Below are 17,659 nucleotides of genomic sequence, written 5' to 3' on the forward strand. Positions count from 1 at the left end.
GCGCTGCGAGTGAGTTATCGCATTTCATTTGGCATCCCTGCGCGTGTTAAACCAATTGATTTTGGCTGAGTTTATAGCAGTTACGTCCGGCGGCTTTGGCTTGATAAAGCGCCTTATCGGCAAGTTCATAAAGTTGTTCGGCTTCAATGGTATCGTGTGATTCTGCCGCCCCTAAACTACAGCTCACCCCAAATTGATTGAAACTACTGTGCTGATTGATTACCGAGACAATCCGTTCACATAACAAGCCAGCCGCATGAATATTGCCTTGGACAATAATGACGAATTCATCACCACCAATCCGGAAGGCTTGATCTGTGTTGCGTATGGTTGCACGAATGATGTCACCAAATTCCTTCAGAATATAGTCACCACATTTATGGCCGAATTTATCATTAAGTTGTTTAAAGTTATCAAGATCGAGCACTATGAGAGCGACTGCTCCTTGTTTTCGATGGGCTCTTGCGGTCGCATTACTGAGACTCTGACTGTAATAATGGCGATTGCCTAAGCCAGTGAGCGAGTCAAACATAGCTTGCATCGACATTTCTTGATATTGCAACGCATTTAATAAAGGTTGCAATAACAGCGGTTCAATATCCTGTAAGTTTGAGGTTTGTGATGGCGTAAATGGCGTCACCAGTTGGTACTGAATCGTTAATGGCATTCCTGCACACATGAGCTGTCGTTTGACGCTGATACCATAACGTTTGCCCCAGCTGAATTTGTGCTCACCATAGGTTAAGCGCACGCCTTGGATCGGCAAGTGTTGTCCCAGCACTTTGCCATAGCAGGCAAAGACTGTCCTAGGATCTAAACTGGCGTGCAGTTGTTGGATCACTTGTATTAAGTCCAATGTATTATCATTGGGACTGTAATGTTCTGTTTGATAGCGATATTCGTCGGGATACAGCTCGGTCGCTAGGCCAAAGTCCATAATCATCACTCCAGCAAATGTTAGTGCGATACATCTCTAACCTAGTCTAAGCAAATACCGTGCCGCAATATTTGTTAATAAAATTTGTCTTTGTTAGTCATTCAGTTAAGCTTAAAACTGAGAGTTAGATTTTTTGACACGTCAGCATTTTGACAGGAGTCATAGCGCCCAATGGAACATAGCTTTTTAATCCAAGTATTACTTATGCTCGTGATTGCCATTGTGGCCATTGCTGTGCTGCGCCGTTTGGGCCTACCCGCAATTCTGGCTTATTTACTCACAGGGGTCGTGAGTGGCCCGAGTGGTTTTCACTGGTTTACCCAGCATCAAATGCAATCTGTCGCCGAACTTGGCGTTGTGCTGCTGATGTTTACCTTAGGCTTAGAGTTCTCTGTGCCGCGGCTGTGGGCCATGCGCCGGACCGTATTTGGCTTAGGCAGTGCACAGATGGTGATAACGACCTTGTTGACCATGGGCGTTGCCCTATTGTGCGGCCTGAATTGGGTTGAAGCCTTGGTTATCGGTGCAGCCATCGCGTTGTCATCTACTGCTATAGTCCTTAAATTACTCAATGAACAGGGATGGCTGAGGCGCCGCCATGGCGAACTCTCCGTCAGCGTGCTTTTGTTCCAAGATTTAGCGGTTGTGCCGTTGTTGATCCTATTGCCATTACTGGCCAATGGCGGCGAACCTTTGATGGTCGCGGATATCGCCTTTGCCTTGCTCAAAGGCATATTGGCCTTTTTCCTCTTAATGGCGTTTGGTAAGTGGGCATTGCCGCGGATATTTGATGAGGTTGCGCGTTCTCGCTCCAATGAGCTGTTTGTATTATCGACCTTAGTCGTTGCGCTTGTCACAGGGGCTTTTACTCAGTGGCTAGGATTATCTATGGCGCTGGGGGCATTTATGGCAGGTATGCTGCTGGGAGAAAGCCAGTACCGCCGCCAACTTGAGGCGGATATACGACCGTTTCGTGATCTATTGATGGGGCTGTTTTTCATCTCCATTGGCATGATGCTGGACTTTACCTTAGTGATGCGTTTCTGGTGGCAGATACTGCTGATCTTAGTGGCGGTTGTGCTAGGTAAGGCGCTGATCATTCATGGCATTTTAAGATTAGTAGGCGAGCCTTTTAGAATTGCGATGAGTACGGCTATGAGCTTAGCTCAAGTGGGGGAGTTCAGTTTTGTGGTATTGGCTTTAGCGGTCAACTATCAACTTTTAAATAATGAGATCAGTACCATATTAGTCATGGTCGCCGTGCTTTCCATGGCAATAGCTCCTTGGTTAGTTCGTCATAGTGTGGATATTGCTAAATGGGCGCTGGGGATCCGTCAGGCAAAGCATGTGGATGAAGCTGTGCCATTGATGATGGATGATCATGAGCTGGTGATGATTTTTGGTTACGGCCGAGTAGGACAAACCATTGCCCGTTTTTTAAAAACTGAAGCTGTACCCTATCTGGTATTGGATCTCGATCCAACGCGCGTCACTGAAGCGCGTCGTGCTGGCGAACCTATTTATTTCGGTGATGTGTGTAAACGGGCAATTTTAAAACAAATGGGTGTTAAACAGGCCAAGATGATCGTTATCACTTTTTGTGAGTCACGTAGTTTAGAAGAAGTCTTACCTTTATGTAAGTTATTGGCACCAGAGGCTAAAATTTTAGTTAGAACCAAAGACGACAGTGATCTAGACTTGCTTAAAAAGGCTGGAGCTAATCAAGTGATCCCTGAGTCTTTAGAGGGGAGCTTGATGTTAGTATCGCAGGTACTACACCAATGTGGTGTGCCATTGGCACGGATCCTAAAACGGCTAGAATCTGAGCGGCGCAATCATTATCAATTTTTACACGGCTTCTTTTCCGGCACAGAAACTGATTTTACTTTAGAGTCATTGCATGCGGTGGCATTACCGCGTGGGGCTGATGCGATTGGTAAAACTGTTGCCGATATCCTGTGGGAAACACTGAAAGTAGAGCTAAGGGCGATTCGTCGCAATGGCGCTGAAGTGGAACATCCTGAGCAGGACTGGGTTTTTCGTGCAGGGGATATCTTACTGATAGTGGGTAAACCACGACGAATTGAGAAAGCTGAGGCTAAGCTCCTACATGGCTAAAGGCCTGAGGGTCACTCTTTTGAGATGGATGAAAATGCAGATATAAAAATGCCGACATAGTGTCGGCATTTTTGTCTGGAACTTGTTAACTTAAATTAGACAAAGTCTAATTACAGAATAACTACGTTCGCAGCTTGAGGACCTTTTTGGCCTTGTTCGATGTCAAAAGAAACCTTTTGACCTTCAGCAAGAGTTTTAAAGCCTTCTGAAACGATTGCGCGGAAATGAACGAATGCGTCAGCGCCACCATTGTCAGGAGAAATAAAACCAAAACCTTTATCTTCGTTAAACCATTTAACTACACCAGTAGTTTTAGACATGAATGTCTCCAAAATTTTCAAACAAATAATTCGCAATTATGCGGTATGTTAGCCAGAAATAGAATTATTTACATTGATGATAAGTTATGAGTGGAAAGCTTCATGACAGCAAAAAAAATATTACAGGCGTAGCGAAGGTTTTCAAATACATAATATTGCTTATAAATAGGTCTGAATCACAGGCCGGAGTGCAGATTAACATACTCTAGGGGTTTGTATAGTTTTATTTTTAAATACTTCTCATATTGAAACTGCTTTTTTGCGACTTATTGAGTGCGGAATTAGATATAACTCTTAATATTCAAAGCAATAGGTTTTATGTTTGATTGTTATCTAGTGTAAAAGTTTTTTTATGTTTGCCACGACTGACTTGCGATTAACCTTTCAATCCGTTCCATTAGGTTTAAATGCGGCTTGTATGCTTAGGTAAGGATTCTGTCATGATTCGTTACGTTATTGAATTGTTGCTTATTTGTGGTTAATGGTATTCTCGTCATCCAATAAAAACGTGCTTGAGCTATGGATTCAGGGCGATAACTTTAGATTGAATATAATAAGAATGGAGAATGACGTTGAAAACAGTACTAAAACGGATTGGACTCGGCAGCTTAGTCTTAGTGCTGTTATTAGTGGCGCTGGCCGCCCATGAATGGTTTGCGAAAAAGCCGTTTTTCTTTCGCGCATTTCTAGACCGCAGTGTGGTCAAGATGGCTTTCGAAAGCCCTGAGACCTTAACCTCATTGGGTTTCTTAGAATCGGTAGGGATTACAGGCCATAACGCCGAGTTGGATGACGATAGTCCAGAGGCGATGGATAAGACTTTCGCGCAAGTGCGAGATCTGCGTGAAACCCTATTGAGCTATTCCGATGCGGATTTAGATGAAAATCAACGTATCTCCAAGGATATTGCCCTATATCTTGCCGATTTCGCATTGGTCTCTGAGCCGTATCGTTACCATAACTATCCGCTGAATCAGTTATTTGGCGTGCAAAACGGGTATCCAAGCTTTATGCAGGCGCAGCACCAAGTGCATTCTGTGGGCGATGCAGAAAATTATCTGTCGCGTTTACAAAAGGTGAAACTTAAGTTTGCGCAAACTCTCGAAGGTTTAAAAATTCGTGAGGCTAAGGGGATTATTCCGCCTAAGTTCGTGATTGAGCGGGTGCTCACCGAGATGAATGATTTTGTCGCGACGCCAGTGCAAGACAATATTCTCTACAGTTCCTTCAAAACTAAATTGGCTGACACGGATATCAGTGCCGATGAGCAAGCACGGTTATTGGCAGCGGCGGAAGCGGACATTAAAGGTTACGTGCATCCAGCGTATCAATTATTTATTGATTATTTTACCCAGCTACAAGCCAAAGCTGGGACGGATGATGGTTATTGGGCGCTGCCAAATGGCTCCCTTGCCTATGAGCAACTGCTGAAGTTCTTTACGACCACTAATTACACTGCGGATGAAATCCATGCCAAAGGGCTCGCAGAGGTAGATCGCATTCAAAATGAAATCATGACTATTTTAGCCGCTGAAGGTTACGATATAAGCCAAGGTTTCTCGGTCGCGATTGAAGCATTAGCCGCCGATCCTAAGTTTTACTACGAGGATAGCGATGCGGGTAGGGCGCAAATCCTCGTTGATTATCAAGCGATTCTTGATGAAGTGAATGCGGGACTCGGTGATGCCTTTCGTATTCGACCCGAAGCGGGCATGGAAGTGGTGCGTATTCCTGAATTTAAAGAGAAAACAGCACCGGGTGCCTATTATCAGCAGCCCGCGATTGACGGTAGTCGTCCAGGGCGTTTCTATGCCAATTTATATGATATCAAGGCCACGCCTAAATACGGTATGCGCACTTTAGCCTACCACGAGGGGATCCCTGGGCATCATTTCCAAATTGCGGTGGCGATGGAGTTAGAAGGTATGCCACTTATTCGTAAGATGGCGCCTTTTACGGCGTACATTGAAGGTTGGGCTTTATATAGCGAACGTTTGGCGTGGGAGCTCGGTTTTCAAAAGGATCCCTTTGATAATATCGGTCGTTTGCAGGCAGAGTTGTTCCGCGCTGTGCGTCTAGTGGTAGATACAGGTATTCATCATAGCCGTTGGACTCGCGAGCAAGCGATTGACTATATGAAGAAAAATACTGGCATGTCCGATCGTGATGTCACGGCTGAGATTGAGCGTTATATCGTTATGCCAGGTCAAGCGACAGCTTATAAAGTCGGTATGATGAAAATTCTCGAACTGCGCGAAAAAGCCAAGTTGGCCTTAGGTGATAAGTTCGATCTCAGGGATTTCCACGATGTAGTTCTGAAGAATGGTGCAGTTCCTTTGGATATCTTAGAAACATTAGTCGATCGCTACATTGCTGATAAAAAAAGTGCTGATACAAAAAAGGCTGAGGCTAAAGCCACTGACGCTAAAGCGAAAATTTAGCGTTTGGCGGTAACAGTTAATGCTTGGCTATTAATAGTAAAGCATTGTTTATCAATTGCTTATATCTAAGTAAGGCCAGTTCCATGTCTGCGGATAAGTTTGTTATTTTTATCCTGCGGGCATGGTGGTGCTGTCTATCGTGGCTATCATTCTGGCTTTCGGCCAAGGCTTTCAATACAATCCCACACAACTTATTGATAAATGTCGCGCGGCAATGGCTTGCTATTGCTCGGAGTTGATATTTTTAGTTTCAAGGTTTTTACATGAATCGCTTGTCCCCCCAAGATCCTATCCAATTGACTCGAACCACGATTGAGTCATTATTCACGCCGCCAACCTTAATGCGTGCCCGTGATTATGTGATGAAGGGACGGGTGTTGAGCGCCAAAGCGAACGCCGATTTTCGTCATATTGAAGGTCGTGTCATGGGGACGGAATCCCAGCCCTATCGGCAGGATATTCGCCTTGTCAGCATGAACCATAAGTTGATCATGAATGGCTTCTGTTCATGTCCCGCCACTGGGCATTGCAAACATATTGCTGCCGTACTTTACAGTTTACTGAGTGATAGAACCGTTGAGGATCAACGTATTGCTCAGTGGTTACATCTGCTAGACGAAAGTGATGATCTCACGGTTTCAAATGTCGATTTACTCTACGACGATCGCGTGCTGTACGTGTTATCTAAAGATGATAACGGTGTCTTTCTTGAGCTAAGAAAAGGCAAGTTGGCGAAGAATGGTGGCTATAACAAAGGCTCGAAAATCGCTTTATCCGACGTGCAATATTACATGCCCGCTTGGATTGGCGCTGAAGACGTGCTCATCATCAATCTCATCATGTCAACTCGTCGCCACGGTGCCTCTCGTCTGTATCTTAAAGCTCAGTTAGGTGCCATGGCACTGGAAAAAATGCTCGTCACTGGGCGGTGTTTTTGGGAGGAGAGCCGTTTACCGCTCACCCGAGGTGAAGCGAGCAAGCCCGAATTCATTTGGCTAGATAAGGATGCCGAGCATAAACAAATGCAGTTAAGGCTGCCCAATAAGGACAATTGGGAGCTGATCCCCTGTGAGCCACCGACTTATATCGATTTAGATTATTTTAAAGTTGGCGCATTGGACACAGAGATCAGTGTTGAAAAGCTGTTATTACTCAGTCAGATGCCGCCAGTGCCTAGCTCACAGATTGAACTGGTGAGCCACAAACTGATTAAGCATTTTTCGGTGAAAACGGTACCTACGCCGGCTTTGATTGATTTTGTCGAGCTGCAAGTGCCGCTTCAAGTTAGGTTGACCTTAACCTCGCAGGAGTTACCTGAGTTTGCTATGGCGCAGCCATTAGTGCTGCTGGAGTTTATCTATCAAGATGTGGTGCTCGGCGGTCAGTATCCCGACGAGCCCTTGTCTTTAGTCACCCATCAAGGCAAAACCTATCAAGTCGCGCGTCAACTCGATGCGGAAATGGATGTGATTAATCGTTTGATGGCATTGGAACTGGTGGAGCTTGCGCCTTCTTTTATCCCTAACAGTGGCAGCTATGTCAGTATTTGGGGGTTAGGTTCACTGCCTGAAACGATTGATGCTTGGTTGCACTTTATTCAACAGGAAATCCCGATCCTGGAGGCCTTGGTGGGCTACCAAGTGCATTTTGCCGACAATTTCAGCTTAAATGTCATTGAGACTCCGCTGGCGATTGAGCTGGATGATACGCAAGAGGGGTGGTTTTCTCTGTCACTGAATGCTGATATCGATGGTCAAATAGTGCCTATGTTGCCTTTAATTGCCACTTGGCTTAAGCAGTACGGTGAGCCCGCCGATGATGCAGAACTGCTGTTACCAAGCCCAAATGGTGATTGGTTAAAAGTCAAAGCCAGCGTGATTAAGCCGCTGATCAGCATTATTTTAGAACTGTTCGATAGCCACAAAGGCAACAGCGTGTCTTTGCCTAAATACCGTGCCCACTTATTAAATGATTTTGCCGACAGTGATATTCGTTTGCTTAATGGCGAACGAGTGCGCAGTTTAGCGACTAAGCTCGAAAATTTTAACGGTGTGTTAGAGGTCGCAGTCCCAGACAACTTAAATGCTGAGTTACGTCAGTATCAACAGCAAGGGTTGAATTGGCTCTGTTTCTTAAAGGAATATCAGCTTGGCGGTATTTTAGCCGATGATATGGGGCTGGGTAAAACCATTCAAACCTTGGCTTTTTTACTTAAGCAGCAAGAACTAAAATCCACGGTGGCAAGTTGTTCACCGAGTTTAATTATTTGCCCAACGAGCTTAGTGGGTAATTGGGCGAAAGAAGCCGCGAAATTTGCGCCTTCGTTAAAGCTTGTCGTCATTCATGGTGCTTTACGTAAGCCTTTGCTCGAACGCTTAAATGAGTTTGATATTGTGGTGACGACCTATCCGCTGATCGTGCGCGACAGTGACTATTATCAACAGCAGGTGTTTGAACATATCGTGCTCGATGAAGCGCAGCAGATTAAAAATGCGCAGGCGAAAGTGACTCAAGTGATTAAAGATCTTAAAGCGCCGTTTAGATTGTGCCTGTCGGGAACACCGCTTGAAAATCACTTAGGCGAACTTAAGTCCTTGATGGATTTTAGTTTGCCCGGACTACTTGGTACTAATGCCTTCTTTAACAAATCCTTTAGGCACAAAATCGAACGTTATGGCGATATGGAGCAAGCGCAAATCTTGAGTCAGCGGATTGCGCCTTTTGTGTTGCGTCGAACCAAAGATGAAGTGGTCGGTGAATTACCCCCTAAAACCGAAATTTACCAGAGTTTAGAGTTAGAAAAAGATCAGCGTAATCTCTACGAGAGTATTCGACTGGTGATGGAGAAAAAACTGCGGGATTTATTTGCCACTCAAGGCGTTGGTAGCAGTCATATCGAGTTTCTCGATGCCTTACTTAAGCTACGCCAAGCCTGCTGCGATCCGCGCTTGGTGAAGTTAGAGCAAGCGCAGAAAGTGAAGAATAATGCTAAGTTAGACTGGCTGAAACAGAACTTACCAGAAATGGTGCAAGAGGGGCGTAAGATATTGATTTTCAGCCAGTTCACTAGCATGCTCAGCCTGATTGAAGCAGAGTTGGTGGACCTGGGGCTCGATTACAGTAAACTCACCGGACAAACTCGCCTGCGCCAAGCGCAGATAGATAAGTTCCAAGAGGGCGATACGCCAGTGTTCTTAATCAGCTTAAAAGCGGGCGGCACTGGGCTCAATCTCACCGCGGCGGATACTGTGATCCACTATGATCCCTGGTGGAATCCGGCGGCGGAAAAACAGGCTACGGATAGAGCCCATCGTATCGGCCAAGATAAGCCCGTGTTTGTCTATAAGCTGATTGCTGAAGGTACAGTAGAAGAAAAAATCCAAGAAATGCAGCAGCATAAGCAAAGTCTGGCGGACAGTATTCTCGAAGGTAAAGGCAAGGGCACATGGCAAGGAAGCGCCGATGAACTGTTATCGCTCTTTAGCTAAATCGTGGCCAGTTTTTCTAAATTGATTGAATCATTTGACTGAGGTGAACCATGCAGTACCAAGTCGACACTCATACCCATACTGTGGCTTCGAGCCATGCTTATAGCACGATTCATGACTACTTAGCGGTGGCAAAGCAGAAGGGGATTCGCCTATTTGCTACCACAGATCATGGGCCTGCGATGGCCGATGCACCGCATTTTTGGCACTTTGTGAATTTAAGAGTTTTGCCACGTATGGTTGATGGCGTCGGGATTTTGCGGGGTATCGAAGCCAATATCAAAAATATCGACGGCGAGATTGATTTCTTTGGTGATTATTTAAAGCAGCTCGATATTGTGCTCGCAGGATTTCATGAGCCCGTCTATCCTCCGTCAGATAAAGCGACTCACACAGAGGCCATGATTAATGCGATTAAGAGCGGCAAGGTTGATATCATTACTCATCCGGGAAACCCCGCCTATCCAATTGATATTGAAGCCGTTGCCCGCGCCGCTGCTGAATACGGTGTGGCGCTCGAAATTAACAATTCCTCCTTTGAAGTGTCCCGTAAGGGCAGCGAAGCCAATTGCACTGCGATTGCCAAAGCGGCCAAGGAATTTGGCACGATTTTAGTTATGGGCTCTGATTCCCATGTGGCTTTTAGCTTAGGCGGTTTTGCGCGGGCGCAAGCGATTATCGATGAAGTGGCTTATCCGCCATCACGATTACTCAATCGTAGTCCTTCAGCACTCTTAGCCTTTTTAGCCGCCCGTGGCCATGAAACCGTTGCTGATTTGATCCCCTTATTCAGTGACGATGAGCCATGCTGTTGATTAGTGATGAAAATAGTGGCAACTAAAGTGACGCCACTTCAATGCGGGGCGGCGAGTGCCACAGACGCTAACACTCCTCAAGTGGTGTTAATCACTGGTGCGAAGAGTCAGCTCGCTCAGGCCTTGCTGAGAGTCGCTGCCGATATTGGTGAGCTAGCCCCAAATACCTGCACAAGTACAAGTACAAGTGCAAACTCAGTCGCACCACTTAAGCTTTATGCGCTAAGTCGTAGTCAGTTAGACATTACCGATGCCGCCAATATTGCTGCCGTGTTTACTCAATATCGACCAAGCTGGGTGATCAATTGTGCGGCCTATAATGCAGTGGATGCTGCTGAGCATGATGCAATCGAAGCGAATGGCGTGAATACACTCGGCCCTGAGTTACTGGCTCAGCAATGTTGGCTGTCGGGGGCGCGCATACTGCATGTGTCGAGCGATTATGTGTTTGGTGGTCATGCTGTTCGTGATGTTAGAGAAACTGGCGTTGAGCAGTATCAAAATCCAGACTCAGCTTCAAATCATTTACCAAGGCCATTTGTTGAACTTGATGCTCCCGAGCCGTTGTCAGCTTACGGTACGAGTAAGTTGCTCGGTGAGCAGAAGGTATTGGCCATCTTGGGGGAGCGCGCAGCGATTGTGCGTACCTCATGGCTCTACGGTCAAGATGGGCATAATTTTGTCCAAACCATGCTGAACTTGATGCGCACTCAACCAAGCTTGGAGGTGATAGTCGATCAAATCGGCTGTCCGACGTGGAGTGATGCACTCGCTAAGGTGATTTGGCAATTAGTCATGCAACAGTGCTCGGGCGTATTTCATTACAGCGCCCAAGGCCAATGCAGTTGGTATGAATTTGCCTGTGAAATCCAGCGACAAGCCCTAGCGTTCAATCTGTTAAGTCAACCTGTGGTTATCCAGCCGATTACCAGCGCTCACTATGCTAAACAAGCATTGAATCGCGGCGTGAGTTTGGCAAAAAGACCGAGTTATAGCGTGTTGAATAGTGCCAAAGTGCAGTCCGCTTTGGCTGTCAATACCGCACTGTCTATGCCTGATAACGTCGTATGGCAAGATTGGCGTCAGCAACTGAATTGCATGTTGCGACGCTATCATGACGATAATTAGCGTGACTCACATTTGGGTTTAGGCAGCTTTAATCAGGCGTTAAGCGTTTACGTCATACAGTGATTAACACTTTCGAAAACAATAAGCTCGCCAATAATCAGATTTAAGCGACGGCTTTAGACTATCAATATGAAAACATAGGCTGTGAATACGAATGCAGCTGGACTTAAGCCTCTTCTCAGCGCCAATGGCTTACCTTAGTATCGTAATCACTTTGTGTATCTGTGGTTTTGTGCACCGCGGTTTAAGCTGCGAGTCTTAGTCTATTTTGCTTGATGTATGATGAATTTGTTCTAAATTCCCCTTGGATGACAATGGCATAATGCCAAGATATTTAATGCATTAAGGAAGTTTCAGTGACAGACAAGACGACAATAGCGCAGACATTGACCAAACAAGATCTACAGCAAGTGGTCGCGATTGCCAAAGCGGCGGGCGATGCCATCATGACGGTTTATGGTCAAGATGACTTTTCGGTGAGCCATAAGGGGGACGATAGCCCTGTGACGGCCGCCGATTTAGCCGCGCACCACGTGATAGTGGCGGCATTGGCAAAGCAGTTTGTCGGTATTCCTATTATGTCTGAGGAAGCGGCGGATATCGCGTGGGACGTGCGTCGTCAATGGCAAACCTATTGGTTGATTGATCCTTTAGATGGCACTAAGGAATTTATTAAACGCAATGGCGAGTTTACCGTCAATATTGCGCTTATCCATCAAGGGGTTGCTATCGCAGGTGTAGTATATGCGCCTGTGCTCGATACGTATTATTACGGCGCTAAACATTTAGGTGCGTGGCGCCAACAAGCGGGTCAAGAGAGTCCCTTATTGGGCGCCAACACGCCACGCGAAATGCCGATGATTGTCGGCAGTCGCTCGCACTTGAGCCCAGGCTTAGCGCAATATTTACAACAGTTTGGTGAGCATGACATCTTAAGCGTGGGTAGCTCGCTTAAGTTTTGTATGTTGGCTGAAGGCAATGCCGATCTGTACCCCAGACTTGGCCCAACCAGCGAATGGGATACTGCGGCGGCGCAAGCTGTGCTCGAAAGTGCAGGCGGCACAGTTGTCTGTTATGACTCAGGTGAACCATTAACTTATAATCAAAAACCTGACATTTTAAACCCTTACTTTATTGCCACAGCTCCTGGCTGGGTAAAATAACGATTGCCTTTCACCAATATCACTTGATGAAAGGGTAAGCTAAACACTGGAGTAGTAATTCATGATGCGCATGGGCGTCGATTTAGGCGGAACAAAAATAGAATTAGTCGCACTGAGTGATGAGGGCAATGAGCTATTTCGCAAACGTGTGACGACGCCACGTGACTATCAGGGCACGCTTGCTGCGGTGGTTGATTTAGTTAAGGAAGCGGAAGCGACTCTTGGCGAGAAAGGCACTGTCGGCGTGGGTATTCCAGGTGTGGTATCGCCCTATTCAGGTTTAGTCAAAAATGCTAACTCGACGTGGATCAATGGTCAGCCCCTCGATGTACATTTAGGGGAATTGTTGCAGCGTGAAGTGCGGGTTGCCAATGATGCAAACTGTTTTGCGGTATCAGAGGCGGTCGATGGGGCAGCCGCTGGCGCTTCTGTGGTGTTTGGCGTGATTATTGGTACTGGTTGTGGCGCGGGTGTGGCAATTAACGGCAAAGTTCACGGTGGTGGTAATGGTATCGGCGGTGAATGGGGTCATAATCCTTTGCCTTGGATGACCAAGGAAGAGTTCAATACCACCCGATGTTTCTGTGGCAATCCCGATTGTATCGAGACCTTTATCTCTGGCACTGGCTTTGTGCGTGATTATAATGCGGCTTTGACGGCAGCAGGTACAGTGCGTGCTCCTGCCAAATCAGGTGCCGATATTATGTTGTTAGTCGATGGAGGTGACGCCATTGCGGTTGCTGCGTTTGATCGTTATATGGATAGACTCGCTCGTTCACTCGCCCATGTGATCAATATGCTCGATCCCGATGCCATAGTGTTGGGCGGCGGAATGTCGAATGTCGCGGCGATTTACCCAAGATTACCAGCATTGCTGGCCCATTATGTGGTGGGGCGTGAGTGTCATACGCCTGTGGTGCAGAATCTATACGGTTGTTCATCGGGTGTGCGCGGTGCCGCTTGGTTGTGGGAAAAGTGATCCATTATTGAAGATATAAACTCAACCAGTGAACTCATTACGCTATGAAATCAACGTCTAGTGATATCAGAGTCTTGTAAATAATAGCCCAGTAAAACGCTGGGCTAGCTTTATGTGCGATGTATTCCCCCCGTATTTTGATGCTATGATTGCGCTCCTTTGGATTGCTTGGCATGGACATCATGTTTTGGGTTAAGAAAGTTGTTTCACAGGGGATAATGCCGATTCCCTTTATCCTATTGTTATTACTGATTTCTTTTCTAGTATGGCGCCGTCGCAGTATGGCGAAATACTTAGTATCCTGCGCTTTTTTTCTCTTACTGTTTTTAAGCAGTCAACTGAGTGTGAATACCTTAGTGCGGCCATTAGAATCAGCTTACCCGATTAATTCCTCGCCCATCGCAGGCGCTTGTTTTGTGATGGTATTAGGTTCAGGGCATGCTGATATAGTAGGAGCGACTGCGGTGCAATCCTTATCAGACGTCGCCCTTACAAGGTTAACTGAAGGCATTCGGCAACTTAAGTTGGGTCAAGAGTGTATGTTGATTGTCAGCGGCTGGGGCGGTGAACTCACTCAATTTTCCCATGCTGAAATGATGGCTAAAGCCGCGGTAGAGCTAAGTGTTGATAAAAGCCGAATTATTCAATTTCCACTGGCGCGCGATACGATAGAAGAAGCGCAATACTTAAAGTGGGAGTTAGGGGAGGAGCCCTTTCGCTTAGTCACATCGGCCACTCATATGCCAAGAGCGATGGCTATTTTCGCCGCTAAAGGCTTACACCCCGATGCTGCTCCAACGGATTTTATTGGCCGAGATGATTTTTGGTGGCGGTTAACCGCCGATAATTTAGTGGCTTCTCAACGGGCGATTCACGAATACATTGGCCGTTTGTGGTTATGGATAAAGGCCGTCAGTTAAAGGTGTAGTTTGCCGAGTTCAGTCTAAAGATAGTGAGTTTTAACAGGAAGATGAACAATGACAATTGAGTCAGAAATAGTATCAGTGCGTCCTTTATCGAAACGAAATGGGTTAACCTTAACTTGGCTGGGAGGCTTAAGTCTGGTGCTGGGTTTGGGACTGTTTCTGACGTGGCCGGCCTTGTTTGCTGTCGGTTTGATGTTTTTTAGTTTGGGCGCGATTTCATTAATTCTCGGTTTAGCCAAGGTGTATGAGCCGGAAACGACTCTAGCATTAGATGACAAGGGGCTGACCTATTTTCATCGCCGCGGCAAAGTGTCTATCGATTGGAATAATATTCAGCGGGTCGATATTCCGCGGGTAACTAATGGTTTAGATACTATAGAGTTATCTTATTTAGGCATTAAACTGAAACATTTAAATCCCATTCTCGATAATATTTCCCTGCGTCTAGCAACAGGATTATTAACTGAACAGCGACCTTTGCTGGTGACAGCCGCCTCTCAAGATGCAGACTTAGCGACTTTAGAAACTTATCTCGGCGCTGAGTTTGGCCCTTTAGTGATAGAAGGGGATCGCTATCGTGGCGTATTAGCTATGTTTGGGCATCGCTGCGTGATGTTAGATACGCGTTTAGGGTATCACTTGTATATTCCCCATGACAGTTTAGATAGGGAACCTAAGGACTTTATCAAGTTACTTAGACAACGTATCGCGCAATGTAGCCGCTCAGCTGGTTAAGTCTACAATCTCAATTGAAGATCATCAGCAATAAAAAAGGGGACCCTAGGGTCCCCAATGAGTTGCAGAGATTAAAGTTTGGGTTGTGCAGGGGCAACCCAAAGGTACTAGTGTGCTACCTCTGCGTGTACCTTATCTACACCGTAGGTTTTACCTTCAGCATGACAAGTTGCGCAAGATTCTACTGGTAAGTTAGGATCTGTCATTGCGTCAGCTTCAACCACAGCACCGTTACTTCTAAAGTGAGCGACAGCCGCTGCATCAGAGTGAGCGTGACAGCTACGGCATGATTCAGCTACTGGGCTAATGTAGTTGCTACCCACTTTGATTGAACGTTTCTCAGAGGCTAAACCACCGTCAGTCGCAAACAGTTTTGCATCATCTTTGTGACATGCAGAACATGCAGTTTCTGGTGATGGATAACCGACTAATTCACCATTGGCATCGCGGAAGATCCCTGCGATAACATCAAAGTTACCACTGTGGAAACGGTGAGCGACGGTGAATAAGTCTTTGTTATTGAAAGTGACTTCTGGATTAATGACTTTGCTACCGTCTTCACCTTTAGAAACCACTGTTTTATGGCCTGATGCACCCGTTGTATCGTTGTGACAGTTCATACATTGATCAAAAGTGTAAGTTCCGTGTCTGGTGCCCTTGATATAATCTAAGGTGCCGTGACAGGCGTTACATTTTGCTTCTTCTACGGTAATTCGAGCAGGATCTGTCATTCGAGCTTTAACTACTGCAGAAGCATCTAAGCTATAGAATTTAACAGGAGCAGTGTTACCAATTGGATTTGTTGGGCCAAATTCAAGTCCTGTGGCATTACAGCTACTCACTTTACCTGCTTTGATACAGACGTTGGCTTCTGAACTGACGTAGATAGTACCTACAGCTTGGGCATCGGGAATATCTTTTACGAAGGTTAATACACCATCGGCCAGCGTACCATTTTCAAGCTTAAGAGCGATTGCTGTTGGTTTGACATCTCTCCAAGCATAAACAGTACCATCAGTAGTTACGTTACCCAGTAATAAGCCGTTAGCCACAAACATACCAGTAGGGTTAGTTGTCGCGTTATACACTTTTAAATCGGTTCCGTTAGGAATTGCAGCGCCATTCATGGTCACATTGGCTTTTAATGTCAATGTTTTCATTCCAGGTGCTGCTGAAGTCACTACTGCAGCACTGGTAAAGTCAACTTTGAATAGGCTTGCATACTCAGCGCGTTTACCGACACTGTGTACAGCTTCAGGTGTTAAGCTACCGCTGCCATGGCAAGATTTACATTGAGTATCATCAGCTTGGGCTAAACCAAATTCTGAATGGTTTTCGCCAGTGGTGAAGTTCACATTGATATGACAACCCACACAAGCTTGTGCATAAATATTGGTGTTATAACTTGGTGCACCGTCATGACAAGATTTACATTCTTTCAAATCAGATGGGAAACCAACTTCACCGAAATATTCTTTTGCTTCGCCACTTAAGCTGTCACTGATGTGATGACCTGCGTGGATCCTGTGGATCATGGGAGCAAAATCAAATACCCAACCTTCGGCCAGTTGTGCGTCACTTGGAACGAGATCAGGGTTATGGCAAGTTACGCAGTTTTTAACATCTTGGTAGTTATGGTGGGCTTCAATCTTCGCGATATGGCCGTCTACTTCACCGTGACAGTTTTTACATGCCGCACTAGATACTGTGTCTTTACCCGATACACCTAATTCATCTGTTGCAGGGATAAAATCAACGGGTACAGACAAAATCTTGTCAGATAGGACTACACCAGTACTATCGGCGATGTTGTAAGCACGTAAAAAGACTCTGTGTACTGCGTTTGGATTATCATTTGGATTAATGATTGGCGCTGCGCCACCATAAGTCCAAGTTGCTGTGTAAGTGCCTGGCGTCGCTGTATCTTCGGTTAAAGTACAAGCGTTTTTAGTTCCGTTCAGGCCGTTTAGAGTACAAGTTAACGAAGTGCCAGCGGCATTTGCCGTGGCATTATTTTGCCACTCAATCGGCGCGCCAGTACCTGAGGTGTTTTCATTTGCTGTTAAAGAATAAATTGCAATTTTATCCAGTCCTTTGAAAGGGACTACTTTGCCTGCATTTTTACCCGTAACAGTAAATTTAACACTGAAGCCTTCACTGCTGGTTACTTTAATGTCAGCAGGACTTAACGTGAATGCCAGATCTGTAATGGATTGAGCTGTCGTTGCGAAGGAACCCGCAGGGGCTCCGGGTGTACCTGGTGTTCCGGGAGTGCCTGGTGTTCAGGGTGTACCTGGTGTGCCAGGTGCCCCATCTTGACCATCGCTTCCGTCCCCGCAGGCGGTAAGACTTAAGGTACTGACGAGAGCCAGTGCCAGTAGAGATTTATTGTAGTTTTTCATCATCGCGTCCCTTTTTCTATCTATAAGACTGCGTGTGCAGTGCCTCTAATATAGGAGGATTCATCTACTTATAAAGTGGTATTTGCAAATTTGTATCTGATATGTGAACGATGATTTAACACCTGCGAATGGTAATTCTAAACTTTGCATTTTGATATTTTAAATAGTGAAATTAAGCTGCTAGCCTATGATGTGCATCACAATTTC

Annotated in this window: 11 protein-coding genes and 1 pseudogene; 9 read left to right on the forward strand and 3 right to left on the reverse strand. The window is 45.9% G+C overall.

What is annotated here, in order from left to right:
- Positions 1-46 precede the first annotated feature (46 nt).
- On the reverse strand, positions 47-937 hold the full coding sequence (locus HUB64_RS12620; protein ID WP_173245828.1) for a GGDEF domain-containing protein: 891 nt from the start codon (positions 935-937) through the stop codon (positions 47-49).
- A 171-nt stretch (positions 938-1,108) separates the two neighbouring features.
- On the opposite strand from HUB64_RS12620, the gene HUB64_RS12625 reads away from it, so the two are divergent.
- On the forward strand, positions 1,109-3,055 hold the full coding sequence (locus HUB64_RS12625) for a monovalent cation:proton antiporter family protein (RefSeq protein WP_173497105.1): 1,947 nt from the start codon (positions 1,109-1,111) through the stop codon (positions 3,053-3,055).
- Positions 3,056-3,165: 110 nt separating this feature from the next.
- On the opposite strand, the gene HUB64_RS12630 is transcribed toward HUB64_RS12625, so the two are convergent.
- Positions 3,166-3,375 (reverse strand): cold-shock protein, encoded by a 210-nt coding sequence (locus HUB64_RS12630; RefSeq protein WP_006080998.1) that lies wholly within the window; start codon positions 3,373-3,375, stop codon positions 3,166-3,168.
- 566 nt (positions 3,376-3,941) lie between these two features.
- Here HUB64_RS12630 and HUB64_RS12635 point away from each other — a divergent pair.
- From HUB64_RS12635 to HUB64_RS12670, 8 genes are all read left to right on the forward strand, one after another.
- On the forward strand, positions 3,942-5,816 hold the full coding sequence (locus HUB64_RS12635; protein WP_254451414.1) for a DUF885 family protein: 1,875 nt from the start codon (positions 3,942-3,944) through the stop codon (positions 5,814-5,816).
- Positions 5,817-6,079: 263 nt separating this feature from the next.
- Positions 6,080-9,304 carry a DEAD/DEAH box helicase gene (locus HUB64_RS12640; RefSeq protein WP_173497106.1) on the forward strand — a complete coding sequence of 1,075 codons (3,225 nt, stop codon included), beginning with the start codon at positions 6,080-6,082 and terminating at the stop codon, positions 9,302-9,304.
- A gap of 50 nt (positions 9,305-9,354) precedes the next feature.
- Positions 9,355-10,119 carry a phosphatase gene (locus HUB64_RS12645; protein WP_028760589.1) on the forward strand — a complete coding sequence of 255 codons (765 nt, stop codon included), beginning with the start codon at positions 9,355-9,357 and terminating at the stop codon, positions 10,117-10,119.
- Between the two features lie 6 nt (positions 10,120-10,125).
- Positions 10,126-11,247 (forward strand): dTDP-4-dehydrorhamnose reductase, encoded by a 1,122-nt coding sequence (gene rfbD, locus HUB64_RS12650; RefSeq protein WP_173497107.1) that lies wholly within the window; start codon positions 10,126-10,128, stop codon positions 11,245-11,247.
- Positions 11,248-11,603: 356 nt separating this feature from the next.
- Positions 11,604-12,410, forward strand: a complete 807-nt coding sequence (gene cysQ, locus HUB64_RS12655; protein WP_173497108.1) for a 3'(2'),5'-bisphosphate nucleotidase CysQ — start codon at positions 11,604-11,606, stop codon at positions 12,408-12,410.
- Positions 12,411-12,471: 61 nt separating this feature from the next.
- A complete protein-coding gene (gene mak, locus HUB64_RS12660) occupies positions 12,472-13,389 on the forward strand; it encodes a fructokinase (protein WP_173245814.1) in 918 nt (305 codons plus the stop codon).
- Positions 13,390-13,607: 218 nt separating this feature from the next.
- A complete protein-coding gene (locus tag HUB64_RS12665) occupies positions 13,608-14,309 on the forward strand; it encodes a YdcF family protein (RefSeq protein ID WP_173248661.1) in 702 nt (233 codons plus the stop codon).
- Positions 14,310-14,366: 57 nt separating this feature from the next.
- The gene (locus tag HUB64_RS12670) at positions 14,367-15,050 is read left to right on the forward strand and encodes a DUF2982 domain-containing protein (RefSeq protein ID WP_173245811.1); all 684 of its coding nucleotides are present in this window, start codon (positions 14,367-14,369) and stop codon (positions 15,048-15,050) included.
- A 107-nt stretch (positions 15,051-15,157) separates the two neighbouring features.
- Here the strand turns inward: HUB64_RS12670 and HUB64_RS12675 are convergent.
- Positions 15,158-17,455, reverse strand: a pseudogene (locus tag HUB64_RS12675) (OmcA/MtrC family decaheme c-type cytochrome).
- Positions 17,456-17,659 lie beyond the last annotated feature (204 nt).

Origin of the sequence: Shewanella sp. ISTPL2, from assembly GCF_013283205.1 — a bacterium.
Taxonomy (GTDB): Bacteria; Pseudomonadota; Gammaproteobacteria; order Enterobacterales; family Shewanellaceae; genus Shewanella; species Shewanella oncorhynchi.

Excerpts from the sequence above, each read along its gene's own strand:
- HUB64_RS12635 (WP_254451414.1), top strand. The coding sequence starts at position 3,942 with ATGACGTTGAAAACAGTACTAAAACGGATTGGACTCGGCAGCTTAGTC.
- HUB64_RS12630 (WP_006080998.1), bottom strand. The coding sequence starts at position 3,375 with ATGTCTAAAACTACTGGTGTAGTTAAATGGTTTAACGAAGATAAAGGT.
- mak (WP_173245814.1), top strand. The coding sequence starts at position 12,472 with ATGATGCGCATGGGCGTCGATTTAGGCGGAACAAAAATAGAATTAGTC.
- HUB64_RS12640 (WP_173497106.1), top strand. The coding sequence starts at position 6,080 with ATGAATCGCTTGTCCCCCCAAGATCCTATCCAATTGACTCGAACCACG.
- HUB64_RS12645 (WP_028760589.1), top strand. The coding sequence starts at position 9,355 with ATGCAGTACCAAGTCGACACTCATACCCATACTGTGGCTTCGAGCCAT.
- HUB64_RS12620 (WP_173245828.1), bottom strand. The coding sequence starts at position 937 with ATGGACTTTGGCCTAGCGACCGAGCTGTATCCCGACGAATATCGCTAT.
- rfbD (WP_173497107.1), top strand. The coding sequence starts at position 10,126 with ATGAAAATAGTGGCAACTAAAGTGACGCCACTTCAATGCGGGGCGGCG.
- HUB64_RS12665 (WP_173248661.1), top strand. The coding sequence starts at position 13,608 with ATGCCGATTCCCTTTATCCTATTGTTATTACTGATTTCTTTTCTAGTA.
- HUB64_RS12625 (WP_173497105.1), top strand. The coding sequence starts at position 1,109 with ATGGAACATAGCTTTTTAATCCAAGTATTACTTATGCTCGTGATTGCC.
- HUB64_RS12670 (WP_173245811.1), top strand. The coding sequence starts at position 14,367 with ATGACAATTGAGTCAGAAATAGTATCAGTGCGTCCTTTATCGAAACGA.